The 24,051-nt window shown below is 63.1% G+C and carries 24 protein-coding genes, 1 tRNA gene and 1 pseudogene; 16 read left to right on the top strand and 10 right to left on the bottom strand.

All coding sequences use genetic code 11. The features are described from left to right. Nucleotides 1-106: 106 nt before the first annotated feature. Entirely contained in the window at nt 107-421 is a 315-nt protein-coding gene (locus FQV39_RS21285; RefSeq protein ID WP_149132108.1) for a DUF3303 domain-containing protein, read from the top strand. A 389-nt stretch (nt 422-810) separates the two neighbouring features. Here FQV39_RS21285 and FQV39_RS34420 read toward each other — a convergent pair. Continuing rightward, nucleotides 811-981, bottom strand: a pseudogene (locus tag FQV39_RS34420) (DUF7696 family protein); the annotation flags it as partial. Between the two features lie 393 nt (nt 982-1,374). Here FQV39_RS34420 and FQV39_RS21275 point away from each other — a divergent pair. From FQV39_RS21275 to FQV39_RS21265, 3 genes are all read left to right on the top strand, one after another. Beyond that, the gene (locus FQV39_RS21275) at nt 1,375-1,785 is read left to right on the top strand and encodes a helix-turn-helix transcriptional regulator (RefSeq protein WP_149132106.1); all 411 of its coding nucleotides are present in this window, start codon (nt 1,375-1,377) and stop codon (nt 1,783-1,785) included. 538 nt (nt 1,786-2,323) lie between these two features. Next, a complete protein-coding gene (locus FQV39_RS21270; protein ID WP_149132105.1) occupies nt 2,324-3,130 on the top strand; it encodes a class I SAM-dependent methyltransferase in 807 nt (268 codons plus the stop codon). 1,449 nt (nt 3,131-4,579) lie between these two features. Beyond that, nucleotides 4,580-4,879 (top strand): hypothetical protein, encoded by a 300-nt coding sequence (locus tag FQV39_RS21265; RefSeq protein ID WP_149132104.1) that lies wholly within the window; start codon nt 4,580-4,582, stop codon nt 4,877-4,879. Between the two features lie 492 nt (nt 4,880-5,371). Here FQV39_RS21265 and FQV39_RS21260 read toward each other — a convergent pair whose 3' ends face one another. After that, nucleotides 5,372-5,575, bottom strand: a complete 204-nt coding sequence (locus tag FQV39_RS21260; protein WP_149132103.1) for a DUF4167 domain-containing protein — start codon at nt 5,573-5,575, stop codon at nt 5,372-5,374. Nucleotides 5,576-6,040: 465 nt separating this feature from the next. On the opposite strand from FQV39_RS21260, the gene FQV39_RS21255 reads away from it, so the two are divergent. Beyond that, complete coding sequence (locus FQV39_RS21255; RefSeq protein WP_149132102.1) at nt 6,041-6,262, top strand: hypothetical protein; 222 nt, start codon at nt 6,041-6,043, stop codon at nt 6,260-6,262. 144 nt (nt 6,263-6,406) lie between these two features. Here FQV39_RS21255 and ku (FQV39_RS21250) read toward each other — a convergent pair whose 3' ends face one another. Next, a complete protein-coding gene (gene ku / locus FQV39_RS21250) occupies nt 6,407-7,207 on the bottom strand; it encodes a non-homologous end joining protein Ku (protein ID WP_149132101.1) in 801 nt (266 codons plus the stop codon). A 126-nt stretch (nt 7,208-7,333) separates the two neighbouring features. Between ku (FQV39_RS21250) and ku (FQV39_RS21245) the strand changes: the two genes are divergently transcribed. The 3 genes from ku (FQV39_RS21245) to FQV39_RS21235 all read left to right on the top strand — a co-directional run bounded on the left by ku (FQV39_RS21245) (nt 7,334) and on the right by FQV39_RS21235 (nt 10,952). Beyond that, complete coding sequence (ku, locus tag FQV39_RS21245; RefSeq protein WP_149132100.1) at nt 7,334-8,158, top strand: non-homologous end joining protein Ku; 825 nt, start codon at nt 7,334-7,336, stop codon at nt 8,156-8,158. A gap of 104 nt (nt 8,159-8,262) precedes the next feature. Beyond that, a complete protein-coding gene (locus FQV39_RS21240; RefSeq protein WP_149132099.1) occupies nt 8,263-8,496 on the top strand; it encodes a hypothetical protein in 234 nt (77 codons plus the stop codon). Nucleotides 8,497-8,879: 383 nt separating this feature from the next. Then, on the top strand, nt 8,880-10,952 hold the full coding sequence (locus FQV39_RS21235; RefSeq protein WP_149132098.1) for an ATP-dependent helicase: 2,073 nt from the start codon (nt 8,880-8,882) through the stop codon (nt 10,950-10,952). Nucleotides 10,953-11,175: 223 nt separating this feature from the next. Here the strand turns inward: FQV39_RS21235 and FQV39_RS21230 are convergent, their stop codons facing one another. Then, nucleotides 11,176-11,760, bottom strand: coding sequence for a DUF6647 family protein (locus FQV39_RS21230; RefSeq protein WP_149132097.1), 585 nt, complete (start codon nt 11,758-11,760; stop codon nt 11,176-11,178). Between the two features lie 307 nt (nt 11,761-12,067). Here FQV39_RS21230 and FQV39_RS21220 point away from each other — a divergent pair, with 307 nt between their 5' ends. Beyond that, nucleotides 12,068-12,544 (top strand): hypothetical protein, encoded by a 477-nt coding sequence (locus FQV39_RS21220; RefSeq protein ID WP_149132095.1) that lies wholly within the window; start codon nt 12,068-12,070, stop codon nt 12,542-12,544. Between the two features lie 98 nt (nt 12,545-12,642). Here the strand turns inward: FQV39_RS21220 and FQV39_RS21215 are convergent, their stop codons facing one another. Further along, nucleotides 12,643-13,398: a YkgJ family cysteine cluster protein gene (locus FQV39_RS21215; RefSeq protein ID WP_149132094.1), complete on the bottom strand. Its 756-nt coding sequence runs from the start codon at nt 13,396-13,398 to the stop codon at nt 12,643-12,645. Between the two features lie 35 nt (nt 13,399-13,433). Here FQV39_RS21215 and FQV39_RS21210 point away from each other — a divergent pair, with 35 nt between their 5' ends. Genes FQV39_RS21210 through FQV39_RS21200 form a run of 3 tightly spaced genes read left to right on the top strand, consistent with a single transcriptional unit; the run spans nt 13,434 to nt 14,727 of the window. Then, a complete protein-coding gene (locus FQV39_RS21210; protein ID WP_149132093.1) occupies nt 13,434-13,781 on the top strand; it encodes a hypothetical protein in 348 nt (115 codons plus the stop codon). After that, nucleotides 13,781-13,999, top strand: coding sequence for a hypothetical protein (locus FQV39_RS21205; protein WP_149132092.1), 219 nt, complete (start codon nt 13,781-13,783; stop codon nt 13,997-13,999). Before FQV39_RS21210 ends, FQV39_RS21205 begins: the two co-directional genes overlap by 1 nt. Before the next feature lie 11 nt (nt 14,000-14,010). Next, nucleotides 14,011-14,727 (top strand): SOS response-associated peptidase, encoded by a 717-nt coding sequence (locus FQV39_RS21200; RefSeq protein WP_149132091.1) that lies wholly within the window; start codon nt 14,011-14,013, stop codon nt 14,725-14,727. A 500-nt stretch (nt 14,728-15,227) separates the two neighbouring features. Here FQV39_RS21200 and FQV39_RS21195 read toward each other — a convergent pair. Further along, nucleotides 15,228-15,302 (bottom strand) — tRNA-Gly (locus FQV39_RS21195). A 242-nt stretch (nt 15,303-15,544) separates the two neighbouring features. Between FQV39_RS21195 and FQV39_RS21190 the strand changes: the two genes are divergently transcribed. From FQV39_RS21190 to FQV39_RS21175, 4 genes are all read left to right on the top strand, one after another. Continuing rightward, complete coding sequence (locus FQV39_RS21190) at nt 15,545-16,069, top strand: prolyl-tRNA synthetase associated domain-containing protein (RefSeq protein WP_349238558.1); 525 nt, start codon at nt 15,545-15,547, stop codon at nt 16,067-16,069. Between the two features lie 81 nt (nt 16,070-16,150). Beyond that, nucleotides 16,151-17,050: a thioredoxin gene (trxA, locus tag FQV39_RS21185; RefSeq protein ID WP_149132090.1), complete on the top strand. Its 900-nt coding sequence runs from the start codon at nt 16,151-16,153 to the stop codon at nt 17,048-17,050. A gap of 23 nt (nt 17,051-17,073) precedes the next feature. Next, entirely contained in the window at nt 17,074-17,745 is a 672-nt protein-coding gene (locus FQV39_RS21180) for an LON peptidase substrate-binding domain-containing protein (RefSeq protein WP_149132089.1), read from the top strand. Continuing rightward, the gene (locus FQV39_RS21175; protein WP_149132088.1) at nt 17,742-19,136 is read left to right on the top strand and encodes an MFS transporter; all 1,395 of its coding nucleotides are present in this window, start codon (nt 17,742-17,744) and stop codon (nt 19,134-19,136) included. Before FQV39_RS21180 ends, FQV39_RS21175 begins: the two co-directional genes overlap by 4 nt. 142 nt (nt 19,137-19,278) lie before the next feature. Here the strand turns inward: FQV39_RS21175 and FQV39_RS21170 are convergent, their stop codons facing one another. From FQV39_RS21170 to FQV39_RS21155, 4 genes are all read right to left on the bottom strand, one after another. After that, nucleotides 19,279-20,715, bottom strand: coding sequence for a homospermidine synthase (locus tag FQV39_RS21170; protein WP_149132087.1), 1,437 nt, complete (start codon nt 20,713-20,715; stop codon nt 19,279-19,281). A 148-nt stretch (nt 20,716-20,863) separates the two neighbouring features. Next, nucleotides 20,864-21,400, bottom strand: a complete 537-nt coding sequence (locus FQV39_RS21165) for a GNAT family N-acetyltransferase (RefSeq protein WP_149132086.1) — start codon at nt 21,398-21,400, stop codon at nt 20,864-20,866. A gap of 283 nt (nt 21,401-21,683) precedes the next feature. Next, the gene (locus tag FQV39_RS21160; protein ID WP_149132085.1) at nt 21,684-22,829 is read right to left on the bottom strand and encodes a type III PLP-dependent enzyme; all 1,146 of its coding nucleotides are present in this window, start codon (nt 22,827-22,829) and stop codon (nt 21,684-21,686) included. A gap of 571 nt (nt 22,830-23,400) precedes the next feature. Further along, nucleotides 23,401-23,961, bottom strand: coding sequence for a glyoxalase superfamily protein (locus tag FQV39_RS21155; RefSeq protein WP_149132084.1), 561 nt, complete (start codon nt 23,959-23,961; stop codon nt 23,401-23,403). Nucleotides 23,962-24,051 lie beyond the last annotated feature (90 nt).

Here is a 24,051-nt window from a genome sequence, read left to right as displayed (position 1 = left end):
GCAGAGCGGTCGCTGGGTAGAACTTGATAGCGCGGTCGCATCCATCCTGGACGCGTCCTGAGATCTGACCGGGGTTGAGTCGACTGCAGAAGCGGGAGATGACGCCATGAAATACATGATCAGCTGGTGGGAACGACCACAAGGTTCAGCCATAGAGTATGAGAACGCGCAGAAGCGGATACTTGAAGTTTTTCGCCAGTGGAAGGCGCCTGAAAACTTCAAGATCGAGCTCTTCGTGGTGCGAGTAGGGGATTGGGGAGGTTACATGTTGGCGGACTGCGACGATCCGCTCACCGTCCACAAGTTCTGTTCCATGCTCCCCGCATTCGAATTTCAGGCGAGACCCGTTATTCCGGTCGAGGACGCCGTGCGCGGCGAACTCGAAGTCATTGCTTGGCGCGATGGTCTGGCGAGCGCTTGAAGCGCGCGACCGCGATGGGGGGCGACCTGACATCGGTCAGCGGCGTGTCGCGCGCCGAGTCTCCTTTACGACCGTTGGAGCTGTAACGGCACCTGCCGCTCCGCCGACAACCGCGCCAACTGGTCCACCTACCGCGGCGCCGGTGCCAGCACCGACAGCAGCTCCTCCAACCCGTTGCTCGGTCGTGCTACAGGCAGTCGCGACAATCGCGGCCGTGATTAGCATGGATATCGTCAGGGCATTCATGGGGCATCCTCCCTAGCCCGGCAACGCGCACCGAAGATCGCAGTTCCGCCAATCCTTGACGCGTGGCGCATCTCCGCCGGAACCATTGTTACGATGACGCCACCGGCGCCATGACGGAGTCTGCAATCGGTTGGTGGAGGACCTCAGCCCTTCGCCTTCAGCGCCGCATAGCGATCGATCTCGGCGCGCAGGAACGCCACAGCGGCTTCGCTGCGTTTGAATTTCATACCCTTCTGAGGCTCGTCGAAGACTTCATTGCGCTTGGCCAGGGGTAAGCCGGCGAGAAAACGGATCTCGCATTCGTGCTTCCACTCCTCCGACCAGGCTCTCTTGCGTCGCCTGAACCGCTACTACGAGGCGCACGGAGCTCCGTTGATGTTCCAAACTGCGATTGCTGGAGCGACCTTAAAATAAGGAGCTTTCTGGCCGTGTTCGTCGCGGTTCCCGGTCAGTGAGGGGCGGCGGGACATCAGGCTCACCCACGATGGCGAGTAGTCCTGCCGCCGCTCTCGCGCCTCGCCGTGGCGGGTTTTGAAGGATAACCTTCATAGATTCGATAAAATACTTTCATCATACCAACAAATCATCCCGCTTGTTTTTATGATGATATTGGAGAACAATTGAGATCGTAGGGCAATTTTTGTTCGTCCATCTATCTCTAAAATCTATGCTTTTGGTTTTTGTGCGGCCGGGGGGGGGCAAGCATCATGACCGACGCTATGATCGTGGGATCTCATCCAACAAGGTCGCCTTTTCCAGAAAAGTTTATTTTTGCTTCTCATCATTCCGGAGCATGCAGAATCGTAGCGGCTATAAAATCGTCGATGCGTCGCAGCTACGAAGAGAAAGCACCAACTGCGCCGGAGGTGGCTGTTATTCTGGGAATGAGCCTCAGAAGTCTGCAGCGTATGCTAGCGCTCGCAGGTCTCAAGTACTCGGATCTGCTCGATATGGTGCGGTTCGAGATAGCCGCAGAACTTCTCCAGAGCACAGATGATAAGGTCATCGATATCGCATTCGCGGCTGGATATAGCGACCCGGCTCATTTTGCACGAGCGTTCCGCCGAATGGTTGGAACTACGCCTCGCAACTTCCGCAACCAATCTCGCTGTGCATGAAAGGCGAGCGCTGCTGAGGGAATCGGGGAGGGGGCAGATTCGGCGTCTGATCGGGCGGGGCCACTTTGCGTTTTAGCCCTTCCCCCCGGGCGCAGCGTGAAGATTGCTCGCCTGTCGTTCACCATTTCGGGGCAGGCTCTTGGGGCGCCTTCGATGCGGCGTGGCGCCGAGCTGGCGCCTTTCCCCTCCCATGGCGTGGGTGGCTCGGCGTCTTTCTCCGGAAGGGGGTGGGCCTTTTGGTTTGGCCGGAGGTCCGCGATGGGGTGGGAAGCGGCCGTTGCCGCGAGGGCGAGGGTTCGGCCGTATCGCGCCCATACCCACCGTTCGACCTACGCCGATCGAACTGGTCAAACCGACCAAAGCGGGACCTCGGAGCACACCCGACGGGAAGGCCAGTGTGATTTCAGGGCCGCCACTGCGTCATGTTTCTTGGGAAGCGCAAACAAGGTTCCGCTGGATTGCCCGGGTGTGACGGCGATCCGCGCGGCCCGTATGGCCGTGTTAAGGTCCATCCGTGATCGAGGGAGGATGGCAAGTCATGGAAACCGCACAACTACGATATAATTGGGCTGATGCCGACGTCTACGAGGCTTTCATGGGGCGCTGGAGCGAACATCTGGCAAGCCCATTTCTCGCCCGTGTCAATGTCGCTCCAGGCGGTCGCGTACTCGATGTAGCCTGTGGGACAGGTGTGTTGACGAAAGCACTGGCCGAGGCGGGCGCGCATGTGATCGGTGTTGATGCATCGGAGGGATACCTGGAAGGAGCCCGCCTTCGTCGATCCCACCCCAATATCGCCTATGAACACGGCGATGTCCGGCACATGCGGTTCGACAATAACGTATTCGATGCGGCCGTTTCCACGCTGGCCCTGGACGTAATCCCGGAAATTGAACAGGTAGTTGCCGAGATGAAGCGCGTGACCCGTCCGGGCGGCGTGGTCGCGTCCGCTGTTACCCAGTTCTTTGGTGGCATGCCCGCCTTCGACCTCGTCTATAACACCGGTGCTGTGCTTGAGAGCGACGTCGCCAGGATGAGATCCATGCGGGCGGGGCGCAAGCAATTCTGGCCTAACGGTCAAGCGGCGTTGTGGCGGAAGATCGGCCTCGCCGACGTGACGGAGGTTCCCGTTGTCGTGGATTGCGAGTATCAGTCCTTCGCGGATTATTGGGCTACCTTCACCGACGGCCCGGGCAGCGTCACAGGCATGTTGATGGCACTTTCGGATGACGCCCGCGCTTCGATCGAGCAGCATGTTCGTGCCGGATATCTGGTTGGCTTGCCGGATGGACCCCGATCATTTCCCATGATGGTCCGTGTGGTGCGCGGCTTGGTCCCAGCCTGATCCTGGAGGGCGTGCAATGGGCCTGGCTATGGTCCGGTGGGCCAAACTGCGACGTCTATCGAAACTAGATGAATTCCGCTTTTGCATTCCGGTCGCTCAAGGCAGTCCGACTGCTCTCGGCCAACAGCGGTCGCTCCATGGCGTCCCGCACGAGGTCCGACTTGGGCCGGAAGCAGACGGTTTACCGCGCGCCAAGGAGCACGTGTCGGGGCTCGGCCCTAAACCACTGGCGCGCATATTTCGGGCAGCCCGAAAGCAGCATCATCGTACCATCACGCGACCGCTTGAAACCGCAATTCTGACCGCCTATCTCGACGTGCGCCCGACCTAGGCGCCGCCATCGGCCCTCTAAACTGCGTCCAGAAGTCCCATGGAGGTCAGCTCCAGAGATGCGCCCTCCTTTGAGAAAGCAGAACGCAGCATGGAACGTGCCTTGGCGTGGAACTTCACGCCTTTCGGTCTGCCAGCAACCAAGTTGGTCAACGTCTTTGGGCTGCTGAGCTACGGTGGGAGCCGAAAGCGCGACAATGAAGGCAGCCACGAGCAAGGCAGATCTGTCGAGAGGCATCGTTCACAGCCTTAGGGAAATCGGTCGTATCTGGCGGTAAACATCCAACTTCTGCAACGGGGGTCGAAAGCTGACGTTTCGCTTCTATCCAGCGGCGGGGCAAGACAATAACGTTGGTCCAATGAAAGGCTTGCGGGGCGGCAACTGCCCGGGCTTCCGCCGATGATCGACGGATAAACATCCGAACGCATAGCCGCTGTGCTTCAGATTCACCCATGTCTCACTGAGTTCGGTCCGGCCGATCCAATTTGGTCCGGTCGGGGGGCCTTTGTGAGGCCAAGGTTCCAGTGCCAAGAGAAGATGGGTCCGCGGACGGTCGATCCTGTCCGGCACGCCAAAACCCTGCGCGATGAAGCGAACGAAAGGGTACGGCGCTTCGGAAACTATAGTCCCCATCGTTGGCTGAAATTCCTGAGCGGAAGCTCTGTCCAATGCCTCAAAGGGCGCGATGAGCAGGCACCCCGCCAATACAGGACGGGATAGCCGCATGATAGCGAACCCTAGCTGCAATTGCGAGAACACCGCCCTTACCTCTGAATAGCGACAGTATTGCCGTTAGCGTGCCGATCAATTGCCCATCTGCATGTCAACCACGACGGACCGCCAATATGCCGGACCGCCTTGGGCGTCTGGTGGAGGACATAGACACTATCCATCCCATGATGATGCGACAGGCCAGTGTCCGCAATCGGGTCGAGAGCTGACCTCATCCCTTCGCCTTCAGTGCCGCATAGCGATCAATCTCGGTGCGCAGACGTGGGACCATTGCCTGAAGAAAGACGGCGCGGAAAAACGATATCGCCGCTGGACCGAAGGGCGGCAACGGGTAAAGTCCGCGGCCGGGGCAGACAGATTGGGGCAAAATGATGCGCGGAGCGTGGTTGGCACTCTGCCTTGCGGCGATTCCTTTGAGTGCTCTCAGCGCTGAACCGAGCAAGGGCGAGTTCCTACAGGACTACATCACCTGCGAACACTGGATAAAGCGCGCGGCGTCCGACGAAGACATGCGTGACACGATCGGCCGATGGGTGGTCGATGCGCTGCGCCAGCACTCCCGCTCGAGGTTGTCGCGATATGGGGACGGCGAAATCCTTGCCGTTGTGGAGAGCCATTGCCGGGCGCAGCCAAAACACACCCTGACGGTCGCCACTTTTCTGGCGGGACAGCGGCTGCCGGAATAAGCCCGCTCTATCGCCAAGCCCCCATCAGCCACCGGTACACAGCGACGAACACGAGAGCCGTGAAGGCAGGGGCGATGGTGAAGCGGGTGAGAGGTTTGCCGTCCACTTGAGGGCGCGCGAAATACCTCCTGTGGAAATCTGGGACAGCTTTGACCTTCAGATTGCACGCCCACCGTTGCGCCGCTCGAATAAGCATTTGTCGGGAGACCGCACGATGGGCCATTGGAAGCAAATCGGCCGCGATAATGCCGAGGAGCGTATCCGGAGAGGTTGTCGGCCGCGCTGGCGACAATTTCTGGCCGCTCAAGGACAGACTGCGCTTCATGCAGCCGCGTGGATAGGGGCTATTGCGATGCTTCTGGCCATTCAGAAGTTCGGCTAGGTCGCGCGGGGCGTTCCCGCGACGAGCTGTCCATTGCGGATCGCCTGCGACGGATCGAAATCGCGGCCGATGATTCTCCCAGAGGGCGCGAAAGAGCCGAGCTGGAGCCCCTATGCGGCTTTGCGGTTCAACAATCGGCGATAGTGATCGGCCTGCTGATAATGGCGTTCAGCATCAATCTTGTCGCCTACCGCTTCAAACCCTCGGGCCAGTACGGTGAGGCGGTCGTAACGTGCTTGAAGGTCGCACGCCATCTGCCCTTCGGCTTGATTGCGCCCATCTCGACCTCGCAGCCTGCGATTTGTGAGATTCATGTGTTGCCCTCCTAAGCCCCATTATCTGCGCAGCGATTTTGCGCATTAAGGTTGGGCTTCGCCGGATCGCTGGATGCGGTGGATCAATCCTCGCAACGAGTTAGCATTTTCCCCGACGGAAGCGAGAAGCGGTACTCGTCTTCGTAACGAACCGGCGTGCCGTCCTTGAGCGTGTAGGACGTCGTTGGGAGGCCGGGCCACTCGCTCCAGACAATGACGATATAGTGGTTGCCATACTCATCTTGGCAGCGCTCCCGATAAAGCTCGCGCCGAGGTGGCATCGGCCGGCGCGCGGACGGCCCTGCAGGCTTTCGCAACGCAACCATGGCACACCTCACACAACGCTAATACCAACGATTCAACGGCGGTCGGAGACGGCTGTTCCGATCGTCATTCTGCACTCTTGCGAACCGCTCCTCCGCTCCTAAATCCTTCTCCGCGGTCCACTTCTAGGGGGAAGGAGACATGCCGTTTTCATCGTTGAGCGACCCAGCAGATCTCGCTCGGGCCCATGCCGCACTGGAGGCCGTCTGGAACGAGGTCAAGACGTCCGTTCCCAAATCGGAGCATGAAAGGGAGCGCAAGAGAATCGCCTATCTCGTCGCCGGCTTTGCACCCCTGGCGCTCGATGAGGAGGATCTGAAGCGGAACGTCCTGCTTCATTACAATCAATCGGTGCTCAGCTGAGCCATGCCCGCCGACGATTGCCGGCGGGCTCTTCATCTTGAGGAACTAATCGACCCACCGCCCGTTTGCGACCCGTTCGTGGCGAGGTTGCGTTCATGAATGCGCGTCGCGTTCTCAGGGCCGGGCGGCCGAGCGGGGATACGGTCAAGACCGCAGCGACTTGTCCGCCTGCAGGCTCTTCTTCAGCGCATCGAAGAGATTGACGACATTGGCCGGCCGGCCGTCCTCGCGGCTTGCAGATACGCGCGCGCCCTTGCGACGCTTCTTCGAGGCGATGAGCTTCAGCAGGTGTTCCTGGACCGGATCCTTGACCAACTCCGGCGACCAATCGGCGCTTTTCGCCTTGATGAACTTCTGCGCCAGGTCGAGCAGCTCGGGTTCCGGCTTCACCTCGTCGATCTCGGAGAAGTAGGCTTTCTCGTCGCGGACCTCGTCGCCGTAGCGCAGTGTCCAAAGCACGATGCCGCGGTCGCGCGGCTCCAGCATCACCGCCCGCTCGCGCCGGTAGAGCACCACGCGAGAAATGCCGACCATCTTGGCGGCGGCCATGGCATCGCGGATCACGGAAAACGCCTCGACCCCGACCTCATCGTCTGGAACCAGATAGTGCGGGCTGTCGAGGTAGACCCACGGGATCGAATCCCTTGGCACGAAGGCGTCGACGTCGATGGTGCGAACCGTGTCGAGCCGGACTGCCTCCAACTCCTCCTCTTCGATCACAACGAAGCGGCCGGATTCGGCCTCGTAGCCTTTGGCCTGATCTTCGGGGTCGACGGGCTTGCCGCTCTCAGCATCGACGTAGCGGCTGATGATCCGGTTGCCGGTGTCCCTGTTCAGCGTATGGAAGCGGACCTTCTCGCTTTCGGAGGTCGCTGGCGTCATCGCGACCGGACACGTCACCAGCGACAGCTTGAGATAGCCCTTCCAATAGGTCCGAGCGGGCATGACAACGTAACTCCGCGAACGAAACTCCGGATTCAATGCTGATCGGCCAGAACAGTTCCCGCGTCTGGGAACATGCTGGTCGACGCGGCATTGAATCGGGTGGTGTTGCGTCCGGAGTTTAGTGCCATGGTTGCGGCGCGGGCGAACTGGAAGGGCTATCTGAAATTCGGCGAGATCAGCTGTCCGGTGGCGCTCTATACCGGTGCGAGCACAGCCGAGCGGATCGCGTTCCATACGATCAATCGCGATACCGGCCACCGCGTCCGACGCGAATTCATCGATCCCGTCACCGACGAACCGGTCGACCGCGAACACCAGATCAAGGGCTTCGAGATCGACAAGGACCGCTATGTCGAGGTTGAGCCCGAGGAAATCGCCAAGGCCGTGCCGGAGAGCAACAAAACGCTTGCGGTGGCGGCCTTCGTGCCTTGCAGCGAGATCGACACGATCTATTTCGACAAGCCTTACTACCTGGCTCCGACTGGCACGGTCGGCGATGAGGCGTTTGCGGTGATCCGAGAGGCGCTGCGGGCCAGCAAGGTCGGCGCGCTCGCTCACGCCGTGCTGTTCCGGCGCTATCGCGCGCTGATGATCCGCGCCCAAGGGCTCGGCCTCGTCGCCCATACGCTGAACTTCGACTACGAGGTGCGTTCGGCCGCCGATGCCTTCGATGACATCCCCAAGTTGAAGATCCAGAAGGAGATGCTCGACCTCGCCAAACACATCATCGAAACCAAGCGTGGCGAGTTTGATCCGGCCAAGTTCGACGACCGCTATGAGGCCGCAGTGGCCGAACTGGTGAAGGCGAAGCTCGCCGGCAAGCCCATCAAGGTGGCGAAGAAATCCAAGGCGCCGAAGGTTGTCGATCTCATGGAAGCCCTGCGCGCCAGCGTGAAGCAGGGCGCCAAGCCACCAACACCGAAGCGGCGTGCGGCCAAGAAGGCGACATAGGACTAGGGCTGACCCAACCTGAGGTTCGCTCCACGCAACTTCTGGCTGGTTGACTCATCAGGATGCTTTGTTCTCATAATGTTCCCATATCGAGGATGAGAACAATGTCAGCAGTCGCGCCCCAGAGCCCGTCTGAAGTGGACCTTTTTGCCGTTGCCGATCATGAGATTGATGCAGTTTTGGAGGAAGCCGGCGGCGATGCTCGTGAGGCAATCCGCATGCTGCTGCGTGACTTGGCCGTCATGGCCGCGGATGCAGACGCTGCGGCCTCTCGCGGCTTCCTGCGAGGCCGGTTCTCCGAAGGCTGGCGCCGGCCTCGCACGGTCGATGAGCTGTGAGGCGCAAGGGTGAGCTTTCCAAGGCGGAGATTGATCGGGTGTGGCCCTATCAGGTCGCCGTCGAAATTCCGGACGGTCTTGGCCTTGGGATAGTTCCAGCTACAGGGCCTCTATCATCGCTGTGCTCTCGTGGACATGAAGTCGCTCACGACGGAAAGCACTACCGCGTGTTCTGCTTCTCCGATCCGGACCAGGCGGCACGCTTCAGGGACATCATGGGCGGAATCGAGTTCGACCCCCGCGATCGCGGCCGCGGTGCGCATTGGGGGACATGGTATCGAGGAAGGGGAGCTGCGCGCGATGCCAAGCGTCGTTGATCCTGCCGAAGACCTGTCATTCGACATGGTAGGTTTGAGCGAATCCGTATCAAACAGGTCGCCGTCATGAACGCTGTCACGCCGATCACCTATCTCGATACGCTCAACCCGACGCAGCGACGCGCCGTCGTGCACGGCGTCGGCGTGGTGGCAGCGGCCCCGCTGCTCGTCATCGCGGGTGCCGGATCGGGCAAGACCAACACGCTGGCGCATCGCGTCGCGCATCTCCTGGTCAGCGGCGCCGATCCGCGGCGGATCCTGCTGATGACGTTTTCGCGCCGTGCGGCCTCGGAGATGGCGAAGCGCGTCGAGCGGATCGCGCGCAAGGTTCTCGGCGACGGCGCCGGCGTGCTCAGCGATGCGCTGACATGGGCGGGGACCTTCCACGGCATCGGGGCGCGGCTCCTGCGCGACTGTGCCGATCAGCTCGGGCTCGACCCCGCCTTCACGATCCATGATCGCGAGGACGCGGCCGACCAGATGAACCTCGTCCGGCACGAACTCGGCTTCTCCAAGACTGAGTCGCGCTTCCCGACCAAGGGAACCTGCCTGGCGGTCTACTCGCGCTGCGTGAATGCGGAGCTGCCGATCGAGGAGGTGCTCAGCCAGTCCTATCCCTGGTGCGTCGCCTGGGCGGCCGAGCTGAAGGAACTGTTCGCTGCCTATGTCGAGGCCAAGCAGCAGCAGAACGTGCTCGATTACGACGACCTGCTGCTCTATTGGGCCCAGGCCATGACCGATCCGGACATTGCCGCGGATGTCGGCTCGCGCTTCGACCACGTCATGGTGGACGAGTACCAGGACACCAACCGACTCCAGTCCTCGATCCTGCTGGCGCTCAAGCCCGACGGCCGGGGCCTCACGGTCGTCGGCGACGACGCCCAGTCGATCTATTCGTTCCGGGCGGCGACCGTCCGCAACATCCTCGACTTCCCGGCCGCCTTCTCGCCGCCAGCAGAGGTGATCACACTCGACCAGAACTATCGCTCGACCAGCGCCATCCTCTCGGCTGCCAACGCCGTGATCGACCTGGCGGCCGAGCGCTTCACCAAGAACCTCTGGACCGATCGCGCAGCCGGATCACCGCCACAACTCGTCCATGTTCGCGATGAAGCCGATCAGGCGCGCTTTATCGCCGAGAAGGTTCTTGAGAACCGCGAGGGCGGCTCGACCTTGAAGCAGCAGGCCGTGCTGTTCCGGGCCTCACATCACAGCGGTCCGCTCGAAATCGAGCTCACCCGCCGCAACATCCCATTCGTGAAGTTCGGCGGACTCAAATTCCTCGACAGCGCCCATATCAAGGATCTACTGGCGCTGCTGCGCTTCGTCGAAAACCCGCGCGATCGCGTCGCCGGGTTCCGGGTGTTGCAGCTCCTGCCGGGGGTGGGGCCGACCTCGGCACAACGCGTCCTGGATCATATCGGGCAAGCGGCCGCTCCGATCGAAGCACTGGAAGACGCTCCGGCCCCGCAGCGCGCCGGCCAGGACTGGCCGGAGTTCCTCGCCGCGGTCGGCGAACTCCGTTCCGGTAGGGCAGGCTGGCCCGGCGAGATCGAGCGCGCCCGTCGCTGGTACGAGCCGCATCTCGAGCGGATCCATGAAGATGCCTCAACCCGGCAGACCGATCTGGTGCAGCTTGAGCAGATCGCCAGCGGCTACCCGTCGCGAGAGCGCTTCCTGACGGAACTCACGCTCGATCCGCCGGACGCAACCAGCGATCAGGCCGGGGTTCCACATCTCGACGAGGACTATCTGATCCTTTCGACGATCCACTCGGCGAAAGGGCAGGAGTGGAAGTCGGTCTTCGTCATGAACGTCGTCGACGGCTGCATTCCGATCGATCTCGGCGCGGGTGCCAAAGACGAGATCGAGGAGGAGCGACGCCTGCTCTATGTCGCGATGACGCGCGCCAAGGACGATCTGCATCTCGTCGTGCCGCAGCGCTTCTTCACCCACGGCCAATCCGCGACCGGTGATCGCCACGTCTACGCGAACCGCACGCGTTTCATTCCGAATGGCCTGCTTGGGCAGTTCGAGCGGGTCGCTTGGCCGCTCTCTTCAGCCGGAGAAGGCGGGCGTATGTCTTCCGGAGGTCCGAAGGTCGATGTCAGAGCTAAGATGCGTGGCATGTGGCGGTGAATCCGTCGAACGAATTCACCAAGCTGCAGGACTTTCCTTGGGTTCTACCGCGGCTCCGCGGCCACTTCTGCCAACGCGAGCACGGCGCCCGCAGGCAGATTTGGAACGCCGCCAAGGGTTCCCTGCTTTTCATAAGAGGCCCTGTCGGGCCATTCATTCAGTGACCGGATAAATTGAACGCGGGGTGCTGACTGCGCGACCCCACCGCGTTTGGTCTACGTTCTCACATTCCGCAGGATGTTCTTACCAGGAGTGTGAACGGATCAATCTGGAATTCCCCTTCAAGTGAAAGCCCGAATAATCTCAACCACTTCTCTTGTAACTCAAAAGCCTTTGCCTCGTGTGCTGCGTCACATTCAAATTTTGTCTGATGCATCTCCTGAAAATGATGAACCAGTTCATGAACAAGAACTGACAAATCTGCCGCTGTTGCTCCGGTCCATGCGTCTGTAAGATAGATAATTTTCTCACGAGAATCGTATATTGAGATGATACTTGGTCGGCCTTGTTGTTGTATTATTTCGGACGCGTACTGTTTCAACCGAGACGCAGCAATTTGGCCAGCCGGCTCAAACACAAGCCTCGGCAAGGAAGCGGGCACCGGCTGCTCCAGTTTCGCACCGACCCAGATCGCAATGGCCTCCAGCAGCCGTCCTCCCGGTTCAATTTGCTTCTGGCCGATGACTATTTCGAAACCTGAGCCGAGACGTATGCGTTCTATTGTCTCATCACGGGCCTGAACTTCAGAGATCGAAGACGCCGCGAGTAACGCGACAACCATAACCAAACGCCATCCGATGGTTTTCATGGCATTCGTCCGCTGTTAATGCGGGAAATTGCGATACTGATCGTCGGCACCGACGTGCGCGCTTGTCGAGACGCAGCGTATTCCGTAACGCAGCATATCTGGAGCCCCTGCGGCAGGCGACTTGGCTGAAGCCGCTTTCCGGTGTCGAACAGGCAGGATTCGACGCGCTCTTTTGTAACGGCATCGATATCTTGGCTCGCAAGAGCGAGGGCGGTCGGTCCTCGGCGCGCTTTCGCGCAACATTTGCTTGTGCTGCGACTATCGATCGCCAACACTACCAGGGAGCGCTTGAAAAAGGACCTGCGATATGGCTGACCCAAGCCTTACCTCAGAGCGCATACAAGCCGACTTCGAGCGTGATGGCGCCTTCCGCACCATCGCCCAATATGTCGAGCGAAAGCTCATCTCGACCGACGAAGCAACTCAGTGGAAATCGCGGCTGTTCGCGCTCTTCCAGGACAAGATCGAGGAAGCGCGGCGCGAGGTCAGGCACCTGGACGCGAGCCTAGCGCGACTGGCCGATATTGCTCGTAACGGCGCTCGCAACCGCCGCTTTCAGAGCCCTGATCCTGACGTGCTTAGGTTGGCCCATGAGCTGACGACGTTCGACAGCTGGATCATCAGCTTGTACGAGACTGACCTCACAATGGTTAGCTATGGCGCACCGGAGCGCGCCCGCGCCAAGCCAGCCGAGATGCAGAAGGCGATGGACGAGCTCTACAAGAAGCGCAGCGCCGCCAAGAACTGGGGCCTCAAGGCGCCAGAGTTGTTCAAGCTTGGTTGATCGGCGGCGCCGAAGCGCAGTGGCTGGGCCTTCGTATTCTACGTTGGTCCCGGCCGCGACAGAGTTGCGTTGAAAGCTGACGTCATTCGTGCTCGCTTTTACTTCAGTGCTCTGCGCACGATCTGCTCGAAGGCCAGCTTCGCCGAGCCGGATTTCTCGATGTCCATTCGACTGGCCTCCGCGTAGTCGAGCGCGAGTGTCAGCGGCACGGTGTGTTGCGCACGTCCGGTCAGGGCCTCGCCGGCTTCGAGCATTGCGGTGGCGAAAGTCGCCGGCATCGGGACGGGCTTCACCGCGTTGTCGAGAGGCGCTTCGCAGAGCTTCGGTGGCGAGGTCACGAGATACTGCCGGCATGTGAATGGCCGCTCGGCATAGATGCTGCACGCATCGTCGGCGAGGAATGGACAGGTGAGCCTGAGCGCCATGTAGCGTCGCGCGATGATGCGCGCCTCGTCGCGCGTCATGGCCGGATCGCGCTGCATGTAGGCCTCATAAAGCCCTGCCTCGCGCAGCCGCGTGACGTTGGCGGTAAACGCCGCTCGCACTCTTGCCCCGCTTGGTTCGGGCAGCCGTTCGACGAGGCGCGCCAGCGCATAGGCTTCTGGCGGCGTCACCGGCACCGGCTGGGCCCGGCAGCAGGCCGAGCAGCCCTTGGCGCAGGATACGCGCTCCCCTCCCGCCTCGACGTGAGCGATCGTCGCGTCGATCACGCGGTCGTCCATCTCGCGCAATGCGGGGAGCAGCTCATCGAGCCGCGCCGTCCGGTCCGGAAGGCGCACGTCGATATGCACAGGTCGATCATGGACGCGAAGTGCAAGCGTCACACGCGCAGTGCCTTCGGGATGTCCGCCCATTTTGCCACTCCGGATCGCTGCGAAGTGAGTATGGCATGGATCCGGTCTTGGCAGGCAAACCGCCGCGTCCGGCGCTCGTCTTGTGTAATTGCCCCGCTGCCGAATACCTTGCCCTTGGGGTGGAGGATGTCATGGCAGATGTCGTGCGACTTGGCTCAAGCTCAGGCGTTCCGTGCGTCCCTTTGCACCGGGCTGACGATCTGGTCGAACGCATCGTCGCGCTAATAGCCGAAGCGGACGCACGAGGTTTCGGGACGCTGGCTTACTTCCTCGAAACGGCCCGGATCGAGGCTCAGATTCAGACCGATCGAATTGCCGAAGAGAGCGAAACCGGCAAGCGCAAGCCCGAACAGCTCTGGCGCCCGATCGAGGAGCGGGATTGATGGCCGAGCCGACCGTACTGCCGGAAGTCGATCTCGACGTCGTGGACGTGCGCCGGGTCGCGATCACCACGAACTTGCAGGGCGAAACCATGATCAGTCTCGAGATTGCCGGCGGCCAAATCATGAACCTAATCTTCGCACCGGCAATGCTAGCCAAACTTGAAGCCATGCTCGCAAAAGCGAACGAAGCGCAGGCTCAGATTTCCCCGATCCAATAGAGGCAGCAGCGATGTGCGGTCGGTTCAGCCAAGCGTACACATGGGAAGAGATCGTCGCTTTCAGCCAGCCTCTCACGGTGCCAGCCAGCCGACCGAACCTGCAGGCTCGCTACAACATCGCGCCGACCACCGAGGTCGATATTATCGTGAAGACGGAGGCCGGGCGCGAGCTCCGCAAGGCGCGATGGGGCCTCATTCCGGGGTGGTGGAAGAAGAAGGCAAATGAGGTCGGATCGACCTTCAATGCGCGCTCCGATCGCGTCAGCGATAGCGCGATGTTCAAGTCTTCCTTCATCAAGCGCCGGTGCATCATCCCCGCCAGCGCGTTCTATGAGTGGACAGGGCCGAAGGGCGAGAAAATCCCCCACCGGATAAGCGCCGCCGACGGCGGCCTGTTGGCCTTCGCCGGGCTGTGGGATCGCTGGACGGACCCGCCGACCGGCGAGGAGATCACCTCCTGCACCATCATCACGCGCGACGCTGACCGATGGATGTCAGCGATCCATGACCGCATGCCAGCGATGCTGCATCCGAAGGATTTTGATGCCTGGCTCAACGGAACCGGCGGCAAGGAATTGCTGGACCGGCCGCCGCCTGAATTGCGGGAATGGATCGTCTCGACGCGGGTCAACAGCAGCCGGGCACCCGACGATGATCCAACGCTGGCTGCCCCGGTCGAACCGGAGGCAGAGAAGCCGCAGCAACCGACACAAGGCGATCTTTTTTGAAGCCGGCGTCAGAGTGTCGTGGCGGAAGCCTAGCTCTGCCGACTATCCTCGATTGTGACCGCACGCTTGAGCGCGCGCGCTTCGGCCTCTTGCTCTTCTGAGCGTCCTCCAGCCTCCAGGCCCTCAGCCCCGGTCGAGCGCGAGCGCATAGTCCTTCTGCGATTCGATCTCGAATTCGGGGCCGGCTCGCTCGGCCTATCGTCTTGGGGACGGCTTAACTGGCTTGAAGCTGGTGAACGCTCGTGAAAAGCATGTAACCGCGGAGCTTCTTCGGCGCTCCGGTCATTTCCTGCGGTGGCATCGGGAGAATTGCTTCAAACAGTAGAGATCAGCGGGAGTGAGCCTGAGAAGGCCTATTCGGCCACGCATCGTACTTGTAACCCGCAGGTAACCACGGGTTTTCCGAGCGCTTCGGAAACCGCACCGAATCATCCGAGCCCAAAAAGCAAAAAGCGCCGGAAAATCCGACGCTTGCGTGCCTCTCAAGTCTTGAGATTGTCTGGAGCGGGCGAAGGGATTCGAACCCTCGACCCCAACCTTGGCAAGGTTGTGCTCTACCCCTGAGCTACACCCGCATCCGAGACAGTCGCGCCGTGGTGGCGGCGCGGCCGGGTTATTGCCCCAAAGCGCGGCGGAGTGCAAGCGCCTTGTCGAAACTTTTTTGCCGGCCGTTGATAACCCGTCCTCCGCCACGACACCTTGCCGTCTGCACGACGTGAGGTTAGGCATCGCGGATGGCACGCTTTCTCCGACGGAAGTGGCGGAAACGCGCCATGCCAGACCGATTCCGACGCTAGCGATCACCGGCCTCTCCACGATGAACATGCCCGTCACGCCCGAGCAGCTCTGCGAACATCTCTCCGAGCGCGGCATTGCCTTCCATCGGATCGACCATCCCGCGGTCTTCACCGTCGCCGAATCGACTGTTCATCGCGAGCCGCTGCAGGGGTTGCACACCAAGAACCTCTTCCTGAAGGACAAGAAGGGGCGGCTGTTCCTCGTCTCGGCCGAGGCGGATGCCCGGATCGACCTGAAGCGCCTGCATGAACGGATCGGCGCCAGCGGCCGGCTCTCCTTCGGCTCGGCCGAGTTGCTGCTGGAGAAGCTCGGCGTCACGCCGGGCTCGGTCACCGCCTTCGCCGTGATCAACGACCGCGCCGGCGACGTCACCATGGTGCTCGACGCCAATCTGGTGACGGGCGAGGACGTCAACTTCCACCCGCTGATCAATACGGCGACGCTCAGGGTCGGCCGCGACGATTTCCTCGCCTTCCTCCGGCAGACCGGCCATGAGCCGCTGATCGTCGATTTGCCCGTCCCGCCCGATGGACAGAACGGCTAAAGCCCCCCATCTATGGGGCGACTGCGCAGGCGGCCGCATCGGCACGCCAGCGCCTCTACGAAGCATCACGAAGGGCGACCCATGCTGGTCAATGGCGAGGCGGCCGAGCAACCCGGCCTGATCAAGGACACCACGACGCAGGGCTTCCGCCAGGACGTCATTGCTGAATCGATGAAGCAGCCGGTGCTGATCGATTTCTGGGCGCCCTGGTGCGGCCCCTGCAAGCAGCTCACCCCCATCATCGAGAAGGTGGTTAAGGCCGCCGGCGGCAAGGTCAAGCTCGTCAAGATGAACATCGACGAGCATCCACAGATCCCCGGCCAGCTCGGCATCCAGTCGATTCCCGCCGTCATCGCCTTCAAGCAGGGCCAGCCGATCGACGGCTTCATGGGCGCCCAGCCGGAAAGCCAGGTGAAGGCCTTTATCGAGCGTCTGGTCGGCCCGATGGGCCCCGGCGCGACGGAGGAACTGATTACGGCCGCGCAAGCCGCCGCCGAGGCCGGCGACCCGGCCGGTGCAAGCGAGCTCTATGCCCGCGTGCTCCAGGCCGAGCCCGACAACCTCGGCGCCATCGCGGGGCTGGCGCGGCTGCACCTCGACACCGGCGATATCGAAGGCGCCAAGGGCATCCTCGCCATGACGCCGCAGGATAAGGCCGGCGACCCGGCCATCACGGCCTTGCGCGCCGCGATCGAGCTCGCCGCGCAGGCTGCCTCGCTCGGCGACACGGCGGAGCTCGAGGCAAAGGTCACAGCTAACCCCAAGGATCATCAGGCTCGTTTCGACCTGGCGTTGGCGCTCAACGCCCGCGACAGACGCGACGAGGCGGTTGACCATCTGATCGCCATCATCAGGGCCGACAGAAAGTGGAACGACGACGGTGCGCGCAAGCAGCTGCTCCAGTTCTTCGAGGCCTGGGGCCCGATGGACGATGCAAGCATTGCCGGCCGCCGCAAGCTGTCGACCCTGTTGTTCTCCTGACCGCCGAGAGGACGGAACCGCGCATGGGCATGAACGCCGTCTATGAGGGGGCCGGGGATTGCCCTGAGGTGATCCCGCTCTTCCCCTTGAGCGGCGCGCTGCTCCTGCCGCGCGGCCAGATGCCGCTCAATATCTTCGAGCCGCGCTATCTCGCCATGATCGACGATGCGCTGAAAGGAGAGCGCGTCATCGGGATGATCCAGCCCGAACCCGAGGTTGGCCGCCAGCCGGAGATCCCTCCGTTGCTCAAGGTCGGCTGCCTGGGCCGGATCACCCAGCTCGCCGAGACCGGCGACGGGCGCTACATCATCACCCTGACCGGGATCAGCCGGTTCCGGCTGCTCGACGAATTGTCGGTCACCACGGCCTATCGGCAGGCGCGGGTCGACTACCAGCCCTTCGCCGCCGATTTCGTCGCCCGTACCGGCGAGGAGGAGGTCGACCGCAAGGGCCTGCTCAAGGCGCTGCGCGACTTCGCCAAGGCGAACGACCTCAAGATCGACTGGAAGGGCGTCAATGAGGCGCCGAACGAGGCCCTGGTCAACGCACTCTCGATGATGTGCCCGTTCGGGCCGCGCGAGAAGCAGGCCCTGCTCGAGGCGCGGACGCTGAAGGACCGGGCCGAGGTGCTGGTCGCGATCACCGAGATCGAGCTGGCCCGCGGCGGCAGTGATCCGGACACGACCCTGCAGTGACCGTCGCCACGCCGCCTGTCGAAGCCCCGCCGAAAGTCTGGCCGCCGCGCCGCGCGGTCACAGCCTGGCTGTTCTTCGACTGGGCGGCACAGCCCTTCTTCACGCTGATCACCACCTTCGTCTTCGCCCCGTTCTTCGCCTCGGCGCTGGCGAAGGATGCAGCCGAAGGCCAGGCGCTCTGGGGCTATGCCACCGGCTTCGCCGGCTTCTGCATCGCCCTGCTCTCGCCGCTGCTCGGCGGCATCGCCGACCGGACGGGACCGCGCAAGCCCTGGATCGCAGCCTTCGGCTCCTTGCTCGTCATGGGTTCGGCCATGCTCTGGTTCGCAGTGCCGGGCTCAGCCCTAGCGGTGCCGATCGCGCTTGCCGGTTTCGTCGTCGCGACGGTCGGCGCCGAGTTCGCCACCACCTTCAACAACGCGATGATGACGCGGCTGGTGCCGCCGGAGCGGCTCGGCTGGCTCTCCGGCACGGGCTGGGCGATCGGCTATCTCGGCGGACTGTTGTCGCTCGCGATCACGCTCGGCCTGCTCGCGGCCGATCCCCAGACCGGCAAGACGCTGGCAGGCATCGCGCCGATCCTCGGGCTCGATGCCGCGGCTCGCGAGGGCGACCGCTTCTCCGGCCCGCTGACGGCACTTTGGTTCGTCGTCTTCGTCACGCCGATGTTCCTGTTCACGCCGGATTCGAGCAAGACGGGCTTAAGCCTCGCTGAGGCGGCCAGCGGTGGCGTCGGGCGGCTGAAGGCCACGCTGGCCGAGCTGCCGAAACTGCCCTCGCTCGGCCGCTTCCTGCTCGCCAACATGATCTACCAGGATGCGCTGGTCGCGCTCTTCGCCTTCGGCGGCATCTATGCGGCCGGCGTCTTCGGTTGGCAGACCATCGAGCTCGGCATCTTCGGCATCCTGCTCACCGTCACCGGCACGCTCGGCGCCTGGCTCGGCGGCAAGCTCGACGATGCCATCGGCGGCAAGCCGGTGGTGCTCGGTTCGATCGCCTGTCTGCTCTTTGCCTGCCTCGGCATCCTCTCGTTGAGCGCCGACCATATCCTGTTCGTGATCCCGGCCGCCCCGCCCGCGCCAGGCGGCGGGCTCTACGCATCGCTGCCCGAGCGGGTCTATCTGGGCTTGGGCCTGCTGATCGGCCTCGTCGCCGGCCCCTTGCAGGCCGCCTCCCGCAGCCTGATGGCGCGGCTCGCGCCGCCCGGCCGCATCGGCGAGTTCTTCGGGCTTTTCGCCCTGTCGGGCAAAGTCACGTCCTTCATGGGCCCAACGCTGGTCGCGCTGGCGACGACGATCTTCGCCAGCCAGCGGGCCGGGCTGGCCGTGCTGATCGTCTTCTTCCTGACAGGCGCGGCGTTGCTAGCGGGCGTGAAGGTTCGCCGGGCATAGCGTGTCATCCCGCGCGCGCCGCAGCACGTAAGTGCTGCTGCGCAGATGCGGGATCGCATGACGAGAAGGTGCCTCTATCTGATGACGGTCCCGTGTCTGCGCCGCGGCATTGCATGCCGCAGCGCGCACGGGATGACACCCTTCAGCGAACCAGGATGTTCCTGAACTGCCAGGGATCGCTTGTGTCGATATCCTCCGGGAACAGCCCCGGACGGCCATCGAGCGGCGTCCAGTCGGTGTAGTAGCCATTCACCGGGCCGAGATAGGGCCGCTGGATCTCGAGGCAGCGATTGACGTCCATCTCCTCGACTTCGACGATGCCGGCACGCGGGTTTTCCAGCGCCCAGACCATGCCGGCGAGGACCGCCGAGGTCACCTGCAGACCCGTCGCGCTCTGATAGGGCGCGAGCTGGCGGGCTTCCTCGATCGAGAGCTGCGAACCAAACCAGTAAGCGCCCTTCTCATGGCCGTAGAGCAGCACGCCAAGCTCGTCGACGCCATCGACGATCTCGCTCTCCTCTAGGATGTGGTGCTCCTCTTGCGGCCGGCCGGCATTGCCGAACATCTCGTGCAGCGAGAGCACAGCATCGTTCGGTGGGTGATAGGCGTAGTGGCAAGTCGGCCGATAGACGGCCCGGCCAGCCTCGTCGCGCACGCTGAAGTAGTCGGCGATCGAGATCGACTCGTTATGCGTCACCAGGAAGCCGTATTGCGGGCCCGGCGTCGGGCACCAGCTGCGCACCTTGGTCTCGGCGCCGGCCTGCATCAGGTAGATCGCGGCCTGCGAGCCGGTCTCATGGGTGTGGGCGTTCTCCGGCATCCACTTCTCATGGGTACCCCAGCCGAGCTCGGCCGGCTGCACGCCCTCGGCGATGAAGCCCTCGACCGACCAGGTGTTGACGAAGACGCCCGGCGGCTTCGGGTTGCGCGAGCGCTGCGTGTCGCGCTCGGCGATGTGGATGCCCTTGATGCCGACGCGCTGCATCAGCGCCGCCCATTCCTCGCGGGTGGTCGGCTGCGTCGCGTTGAGGCGCATGTCGGCGGCAAGGTTCGTCAGCGCCCGCTTCACCAGCCAGGAGGCCATGCCGGGGTTGGCGCCGCAGCAGGAAACGGCGGTCGGCGAGCCAGGCTGACGGGCGCGCTTGGCGGCCAGCGTCATCTCGCGCAGCGCGTAGTTCGAGCGCTCGCCCGGACCCTTGCTGTCGTCGAAATAGAAGCCGAGCCAGGGCTCGTTGACCGTGTCGATGTAGAGTGCGCCGAGGCTGGAGGCGAATTCCATCAGGTCGCGCGAGCCGGTGTCGCAGGACAGGTTCACGCAGAAACCCTGCCCGCCGCCAGCAGTCAGGAGCGGCTCCAGGATTTCCTTGTAGTTAGCCGGCGTCAGCGCTTCCTGGATGAAGCGGATGCCGCGCTCGTCGAGCAGGTGGCGGTTGGAATCATCGGGAGCAATGACGACGAAGCGGCTCTTGTCGAACTTGAAGTGCCGTTCGAGCAGCGGCAGCGTACCGCGGCCGATCGAGCCGAAGCCGATCATCACGATCGGGCCGGTGATCTCGCCGTAGACGGGCCAATTCGTCATTCTTCCAAACTCCTGGGTTCCGGGGACAAAAACGGGTCGAAAAACTCGTATGGGCGCAAAATCGCGCCGTCAATCGCGGCAGCGCCTTCCACGCGGTCCATGCATGGAAAGCGCCGGGCGATGACGGCGCGATGACGGGGTGAGTGGATCAGGCGGCCTGCGCGAACTCCTGCGCCTCAGCCGCGGTCTCAGCCGGTGCGCCGGTGGCGACCAGCACGCCGCAGGCACCGTCGAGCGCACCATCGCGCAGCTCGATGGCGAGGAAGCGCTCGCGCTCGACCGGGCCGGGCATGGCGAGGCCCCGCGTCAGAGCCGGATCGAAGCCGAAGCGCGCGTAGTAGGGCGCGTCACCCACGAGGATGACCGCGCCATGCCCGCGGCAGGCCGCGCGCCAGAGCGCCTCGCGCATCATCGCCTTGCCGAGCCCCTCGCCCTGCAATTCGGGCTTGACCGCGAGCGGGCCGAGCAGCAGCGCGCGCACGCCATTGGCCTCCACATGCCAGAGGCGCACGGTCGCCAGCAGCTCGCCGTCGCGCTCGGCGCTCAGCGCCAGCCCTTCGGCCGGCAGCCGGCCCTCGCGCAGGCGCTCGCTGGACTTGGCGGTGCGGCGCTCGCCCAGGCAACGGTCGAGCAGCGCCTCGCGGGCGGGAATGTCGGCGGCGATCTCGTCGCGGATCGTGATCATGACGTACCTCCTGCCGGAGCGCCTGCCTCGACGCGCTTTCCGTCGACCGGAACGGCCGGCGATCAGAATTCGCGCAAGAAACTGGCAGACCTTCCCGGCGCCGCGAGGACGCGGCCACAAGCGGATGGATTGTGTGGAAGGGGGTCCGGCGGGAGCCACGCCCGCGCGCTCCATTCTTGGAGACGCGGACGCTCCGCCCGGATTTCGCCGGGCAGCCTGCCGCAGGACAGGGCGCTTCGCCGGACCCGATGGGTTTAGGAAGGAGCTCTCGCTCCTTCCAGCGTCAGATGACGTACTGCTTCAGCGGCGGGAAGCCGTTGAAGGCGACGGCCGAATAGGTCGTCGTATAGGCGCCCGTGCCCTCGATCAGCACCTTGTCGCCGATCTCCAGCGAGAAGGGCAGCATGTAAGGGGTCCTCTCGTACATGACGTCGACCGAGTCGCAGGTCGGGCCGGCGAGCACGCAGGGCACCGTCGCATCGCCGTCGCGGGTGGTGCGGATCGGATAGCGGATCGCCTCGTCCATGGTCTCGGCGAGACCGTTGAACTTGCCGATGTCGAGATAGACCCAGCGCACCTCGTCGCTCTCGGCCTTCTTCGAGATCAGCACGACCTCGGCCTCGATCAGGCCGGCTTCGCCGACCATGCCGCGGCCCGGCTCGATGATCGTCTCGGGCAGCTGGTTGCCGAAATGCTTCGACAGCGCCCGGAAGATCGCGTCGCCATAGGACGGCACGCCCGGAATCGGCTTCAGGTAGCGCGCCGGGAAGCCGCCGCCGAGGTTGACCATCGACAGCGAGATGCCGCGAGTGGCGCACTCCTTGAAGATCGCCGAGGCCGAGGCCAGGGCGGAATCCCAGGCGTTCACGTTGGCCTGCTGCGAGCCGACGTGGAACGAGATGCCATAGGCCAGCAGGCCCAGGCGATGGCCGTGCTCGAGCACATCCGCCGCCATCTCCGGCACGCAGCCGAACTTGCGCGAGAGCGGCCAGTCGGCACCGGCGCCGTCGCAGAGGATGCGGCAGAAGATGCGCGCGTCCTTCGTGCCGGTCTTCTCGGCGGAACGGGCGACCTTCTCGACCTCAGCCGTGCAGTCGACGGCAAAGAGGCGCACGCCGAGCTCCATGGCGCGCACGACGTCGCGCTCCTTCTTGATGGTATTGCCGAAGGAGATGCGATCGGCGGTGGCGCCAGCCGCGAGCGCGAGCTCGATCTCGACGACCGAGGCGCAATCGAAGCAGGAGCCGAGCTTGGCCAGCAGGGCAAGCACCTCCGGCGCCGGATTCGCCTTCACCGCGTAGAAGACGCGGGTATCGGGCAGCGCGCGGGCGAAGGCGTGATAGTTCTCGCGAACGACATCGGTGTCGATGACGACACAGGGCCCGTCCTCACGTCGGGTGCGAAGAAACTCACGGATGCGGTCGGTCATGAGACGCGACTCCCCTACGACGCAAGCGGCGTCGATGCGATGTATCGCCGGAAGATTCGTCGCGGTCGCGAGGCGCTTTGGAGACGCCTGCTACAGCGGACGAGCCGTCCGGACCCGAAACACCGTTCGATTGGGGAAGACCCCGCACGGCCGGCAATGAAGGACAAGCCTCTTCGGTGTTGACCTGTGGAAAGCCAACGAGACCAAAAAAGCCCGCTCCGTCGTTGCTTTAAGCTGCGTCCCCCGTGGAGATTCGGGGTTCGCCGGTTTTGCCTCCGGCTGCCGGTCTGTGTCGGGGAGCAATCTCCTTGCGGAGACTGGGAAGCGTGATTTGAGGGATGTCCATCCCCTCCATCCGTCTTCCGACCCCTGGCGGCTGTCCGGCCTCTTGTCCGGATGCCCACCGACCGGCACGCGGCCACAGGCACGTGCGAATTGGGTGAGGCCGATATACGGACCGCGACTCCGGACCACAAGTGTTTTGTGAGCCCGGAGCCGCATTTTTTTGCAGAGCCGACCCGTGTTCTTTCGGGAACGGGTTAACGGCGGAAAGTGCTGCGCCGGCTATGGGTTAGCCGCGCTTCTCGCAGAAGCGGATGCGGTTGCCGAAGGGATCGGGCACCTGCAGGGTGCGTCCGCCCGGTCCGTCCTCCTCGATGCCCGGCCGCGAATAGGAATAGCGCTTGCCGATCAGTTCGGCGTGGAGGGCATCGATGCCTTCCATCCAGACGAAGACGGTCGAGCCGGGACTCGCATCGCCGTGATGCTCGGAGAGATGGAGCTTAAGCCCGGAGCGCGACACCTGCATATAGAGCGGCATGTTCAGCGCGAAGCGATGGTCCCAGTCCATCGTGAAGCCAAGGAAGTCGAGATAGAACTCCTTCGCCTTGGCCTCGTCGAAAATCCGCAGGATCGGAATCCCCATCTGCAGGCGCACGGCTTCATCATTTGCCGCAGCCGGCATATCGGAAGCCGCTTCGCCGATCTTCGCCGCCAGCACATTCCAGTCGTCATAGCCGAACTGGCGCGCCACGATTTCCAGGGTTTCGGAGTGGGAGAGCAGCACCTGCCTGGCGGTCATGGTCTCGCGCAGGCTCTTCGCCATCAGCTTCGCATCGCGGAAGCTACGCATCGTGGTGATCCTTCTCGCTGCAGACGGTGGGATCGGGGCTCGCCTTGCCGATATCCGTCCACGAGTCGATCGGGATCAGGACAGGGACTT

This window comes from Bosea sp. F3-2, from assembly GCF_008253865.1.
In the GTDB taxonomy this organism is placed as follows: domain Bacteria; phylum Pseudomonadota; class Alphaproteobacteria; order Rhizobiales; family Beijerinckiaceae; genus Allobosea.
The sequence above is the reverse complement of the archived record's forward strand: the minus strand, read 5'-3'. Positions and strand labels throughout refer to the sequence as shown.